The sequence below is a fragment of the Sulfurimonas sp. genome, from assembly GCF_019429335.1.
Lineage (GTDB): Bacteria > Campylobacterota > Campylobacteria > Campylobacterales > Sulfurimonadaceae > Sulfurimonas.
Genome location: NZ_JAHYJB010000049.1, coordinates 1 through 5024, shown reverse-complemented (window position 1 = coordinate 5024; position 5024 = coordinate 1). Strand labels below are relative to the sequence as shown.

The 5024-nt window shown below is 37.9% G+C and carries 5 protein-coding genes; all 5 read left to right on the top strand.

Going from position 1 to position 5024, the window contains the following annotated elements:
- The first annotated feature begins 229 nt into the window (after positions 1–229).
- Positions 230–799 (top strand): recombination mediator RecR, encoded by a 570-nt coding sequence (gene recR, locus K0A91_RS10580; RefSeq protein WP_295010154.1) that lies wholly within the window; start codon positions 230–232, stop codon positions 797–799.
- Between the two features lies 1 nt (position 800).
- A complete protein-coding gene (locus K0A91_RS10575; protein ID WP_295010153.1) occupies positions 801–1586 on the top strand; it encodes a VacJ family lipoprotein in 786 nt (261 codons plus the stop codon).
- 2 nt (positions 1587–1588) lie between these two features.
- Positions 1589–2191 carry an ABC transporter substrate-binding protein gene (locus K0A91_RS10570; RefSeq protein ID WP_295010152.1) on the top strand — a complete coding sequence of 201 codons (603 nt, stop codon included), beginning with the start codon at positions 1589–1591 and terminating at the stop codon, positions 2189–2191.
- Between the two features lie 5 nt (positions 2192–2196).
- The gene (locus K0A91_RS10565; RefSeq protein WP_295010151.1) at positions 2197–4680 is read left to right on the top strand and encodes an MMPL family transporter; all 2484 of its coding nucleotides are present in this window, start codon (positions 2197–2199) and stop codon (positions 4678–4680) included.
- A gap of 106 nt (positions 4681–4786) precedes the next feature.
- On the top strand, positions 4787–4954 hold the full coding sequence (locus tag K0A91_RS10560; protein WP_295010150.1) for a hypothetical protein: 168 nt from the start codon (positions 4787–4789) through the stop codon (positions 4952–4954).
- Positions 4955–5024 lie beyond the last annotated feature (70 nt).

The window sequence follows — 5024 nt, the reverse complement described above, 5'->3', positions numbered from 1 at the left end:
TGCTGGTACTGTAGTCCAAAAAGGAAAGAAACCTGTTTATTATTAGCTTTTGTGAAAACTATGAGTCTTTAAGAACACACAACCATATTTTAACTATTTGGTTGATAGATATATTATACGAAGGAATCAAAATGAGAACTCTCGCCAAAGGTGAAACTTTTCTAAAGAAATGCAAGCATTTTGTGAGTAAAGATGATTTAGACTTGTTTAAATCATGTGAGATTATATAATGAAAGGTTCGCTAGAGAAATTTAACAAGCTTGTAGAGGCGCTGCAGGAACTCCCGACTATCGGCAAAAAATCTGCAACCAGATTGGCATATCATATGCTTATAAAGGAGAGCTTTGTAGGGATGAAAATCTCTCATGCCATAGAAGAGGCTTTGGGAAGTTTGAAACAGTGCAGTTCATGCGGAGGTATGAGCGAAGATGAGCTCTGTTTCATCTGCTGTGACGAGAGCAGGGATGAGGCGCTTCTTTGCATAGTCGAAAACGCAAAAGATATACTTTTGCTGGAGGAGAACAGACTTTTTGACGGCAGATATTTTGTTTTGGAATCATTAGCCGAGTTAAATCTCTCAGGTCTTGAAAAGCTTGTAAGTTCAGGCGTTAAGGAGGTGGTTTTTGCTCTAACGCCCTCCATTGCAAATGATGCGGTTATGTTATATATTGAAGATAAATTAAGTAAATTTAATATAAACTACACAAAGATTGCTCAGGGCGTGCCTACCGGCGTGAGTTTAGAAAATATAGACTTGTTGTCGCTAAGCAGAGCATTGACAGACAGAGTAAAGGTGTAGGATGAGACTATTTTATATAGCTCTATTTTTATCTATTATGTTTACTGGGTGCTCTTCAAAGACTCTGCATGAGCCAACTGAGGCGATAGTCTCGCAGAGTGTCGGCACGGACGCAGAGGATGATGAACTTGACGAGTTTGCCGATGAGATGGAGGTCAAAGAGATATATGACCCATTTAGCGGATATAATAGAGCAATGACAAATTTTAACGACGGTGCGTATGAGTATGTTTTTAAACCTGTAGCAAACGGTTATAAAGCTCTCTTTCATGTAGAGATAAGAGAGAGTGTTTCAAATTTTTTTAATAACCTCTATTTTCCAATGCGTCTTGCGAATAATCTCTTGCAGGGAAAATTCCGCAACGCTTCAGAAGAGACAGGCAGATTTGTCGTAAACAGCACGGTGGGCGTTTTAGGACTTTTTGACCCTGCTATAAAACATTTTAATCTTCAAGCACACGAAGAGGATTTTGGACAGACGCTAGGTTTTTATGGAGTAGGAAGCGGACCGCATATTGTACTGCCGCTTCTTGGACCTTCAAACCTGAGGGATTTGGTAAGCCTGTATCCTGATGCTCTTCTTAGCCCAATTGACTATACAGAGAGAAGCTACTGGACTTTAACCGATACATGGCCTGAATATTTGGGCGCAAAATCGCTTGAAAAAGTAAACTATATATCTCTGGATATGGACAGATATGAGAAGATGAGAAAAGATGCCGTTGATTTGTACCCGTACATAAGAGATGTGTATGAGCAGTATAGAGATAAACAGATTGAGGAGTAGAAGTGAAAAGTATCTATAAAAAAATTTTAGTGTTATGTGCGGTTTTGTTTTTTGCACAGAGTTTGGTTGCGGATGAGGCATTAGAGCTAAGAGAGCATTTTTTAAAAAAAATAGATGAAGTTATACTAATAGTAGAAGATACAACTCTCTCAAAAGATGAGAGAAACGGCAACATAGTAAGATCTTTAACACCTATGTTTGATTTTGAGCTTATGGCAAAACTGAGTCTAGGCAATACATGGAAAGAGCTAAATGCTGCTGACAGAGAGAGATTTGTAAGACTTTACGTAGAGAGAATGAAGCAGTCATACTCATCAAAAATAGATGCTTACAAAGATGAGAAGGTCGAGGTTAAAAAGATAGAACAGCCACAAGCAAACAGAATAGCTTTTTTTACGGACCTTGTCAGTAAAAGCGAGAAGCTTGAGATTGTGTATAAATTTCACAAGCCAAAAGAGAAGACGGCTTCCAAAGATAGTTGGCTTGTATATGACGTAGAGATTTTAGGAGTAAGTATTTTAAAAACCGATAAGGCTCAATTTAGAGAGTTTTTACGCACTAAGAGCATAACTGAGCTGATGGACGCTCTAGCTAAGCAGTCGTAGATATTATGCTAAAAAACCTATATGAAAATTATCTTCTAAAATATCCAAAAGCCATTCTCTCTTTAATGGCTGTTTTTGTAGTAGTAATGGCGCTTTTTGCGCTTAAACTGGAGATAGACGCAAGTGCTGAGACTCTTCTGCTTGAAGACGACAAAGATTTAGAGTACACGAGAGATGTACTGAAGCGTTTTGAAGCTCCAAACTTTCTGGTTGTAACATATACGACCGATGATGATTTACTAAGTAAAGAGAATATTGAAAACATAAAACTACTTGGTTCGCGTATTGAGACTCTAAAAATAGTCGAATCAGTAAACTCGATAGTCAACGTCCCGCTTCTGCAATCTCCTCCTGTCCCATTAAAAGAGCTCTTAAGGGATATACCGACACTTGAATCGCCTCATATAGATAAGAGCCTTGCAAGAGAGGAGTTTTTAAACAGCGCCGTTTATAAGCAAAATCTCGTAAGCGATGATTTTATGACAACGGCTCTTATGGTAAACCTAAAAAGAGATGAGAAATATTTTACCCTTATAGATAACAGGGACAAGTTTATAAAGTTTAAAAAGCAAAGAGAGCTGAGTGCGGATGAGAAAGCAAGTTATAAAAAAGCCTCCGCAGAGTTAAAGGCGTACAGAGATACTTTAAGAGAAGAGAACCACCAGACAATAGTTCAACTAAGAGAGATATTAAAGAGTTTTGAAGAGGGCAACCAGAAGGTAAAACTCCATCTTGGCGGTGTTGAGATGATTGCCGACGACATGGTAGAGTTTGTAAAGTATGACTTAAAAACATTCGGATTTTTAATAATAGGGCTTTTAATAGCCATCTTGTATATCCTCTTAAGAGAGATAAAATGGGTAGTCATCGCACTCTTTATCTGTACAATTTCGCTTGCTACCACAAGCGGCTTTCTTGGGCTTTTTGGCTGGGAAATTACGGTAGTTTCATCAAACTTTATTTCTCTGCAGCTAATCATGAACATGTCGCTTGTGGTGCACCTGATAGTAAGATATAAAGAACTATTTGTAGAGCAGCCGAATCTTACGCAAAGAGAGCTTGCACTTGGTACCGTTCTCTCAATGGCAAAACCATCTTTTTTCGTAGTTATCACGACTATTGCAGGATTTAGTTCGCTTGTTTTTAGCAATATTCTGCCTGTTATAAATTTTGGCTGGATGATGAGCAGCGGTGTAGCGGTTTCGCTATTTATGACATATGCGCTATTTCCTGTTATTTTGATTTTGTTTGACAAAAAAGAGGCGCATAAAGTTGTGAAAAATTCCCCGCCCTTTACCTCTAAAATGGCTTATGTTGTTCATAACTACAGAAAAACAATTTTGGCAATGACGGCAATGATTGTAATATTCTCAATCTCGGGAGCAAGCAAGTTAAGGGTTGAGAATAGTTTTATTGACTACTTTAAAGAAGACACACAGATATATCAAGGAATGGCGCAAATTGACCAAAAACTAGGCGGAACTACGCCGCTTGATATTATTTTGACGTTTAAAGAGCGTAGCGATGAGGTAGTTTCTGTTGAGGTTGTTGGCTCTGATGACGAAGAGCTTGACTCGTTTGCTGATGAGTTTGAAGAGAAAGAGGGTGAGAGGGAACAGTACTGGTTTACGCAAAATAAGATGCAAAAGATAAAAGAGGTTCATGACTACTTAGAGTCGCTTGAAGCTGTCGGAAAGGTGCTCTCGCTCTCAACTGCAGGAGAGATTTTAAAAGTTTTAAATGACGGAGAGGAGGCTGATGGTCTCACTCTTGCACTTATGTATAAAGAGCTGCCCGAAAAATACAGAAAAATAATCTTGACTCCGTATGTGGATATAAAAAACAATCAAGTAAGAATAAGCACTAGAATAATCGACTCAATGCCTAATCTGCAAAGAGACAAGCTTATAAAACAGATAAATAGTGATTTGAAAATGATGTTAAACGAGGAGTACGAAGAGCATAAGGTTACCAACCTTCTGGTGATGTACAATAATATGCTTCAGTCTCTTTTTGATTCGCAGATTAAGAGTATCGGCATAGTTGTTTTAATACTATTTATAATATTTTTTGCTCTCTTTAGAAGTTTTAAAATAGCAATTATCGCTATGATTGCAAACTTGATTCCGGTCGCTACTATTTTTGGTTTTATGGGGTGGATGAACATACCACTGGATATGATGACTATAACCATTGCGGCAATCAGTCTTGGTGTAGCGGTTGATGACACCATCCACTATATATATAGGTACTCTCTTTTGTATAAAGAGTCAAATGATGCCACCAAGACGATGTTTAGGACGCATGAGAGCATCGGTGTTGCGATGTATTACACTACAACTATTATTATGGTAGGGTTTTGTATATTAGTGCTCTCAAACTTTCTGCCGACTATCTATTTTGGACTGCTTACCATGCTTGCCATGTTTATGGCAATTGTCGGCGACCTTTTACTGCTTCCTGTTCTTCTTCTGATTTTCGGTATTTAATGTTTGGGGCATAGCCCCTTACGCGATGATAATATAATTTTTTCTTATTTAGCAACCATTTTTTTAATTTTGATGTACAATTCGGATAACTATTTTAGGAAATACATTGAAATATATTCTTAGCTCACTTCTGTTCGCATCACTCATCCAAATTTTTTTATGGCTAAACAGCAGTGACAAATCGGTTCTGCCGCCAAATGCTGAAAACAGAATTGAATCTTTTGCATATAACGGTTTATCCGGACACCTCTGTCGGTTTCATTCGGACAGTTGAAGAAGAGATATTTTCTGTGGCGATATTTTAGCATAAGTGTCCGAATGATTTTTTATTTCTCTTGGATTTT

Excerpts from the sequence above, each read along its gene's own strand:
- K0A91_RS10565 (WP_295010151.1), top strand. The coding sequence starts at position 2,197 with ATGCTAAAAAACCTATATGAAAATTATCTTCTAAAATATCCAAAAGCC.
- K0A91_RS10575 (WP_295010153.1), top strand. The coding sequence starts at position 801 with ATGAGACTATTTTATATAGCTCTATTTTTATCTATTATGTTTACTGGG.
- recR (WP_295010154.1), top strand. The coding sequence starts at position 230 with ATGAAAGGTTCGCTAGAGAAATTTAACAAGCTTGTAGAGGCGCTGCAG.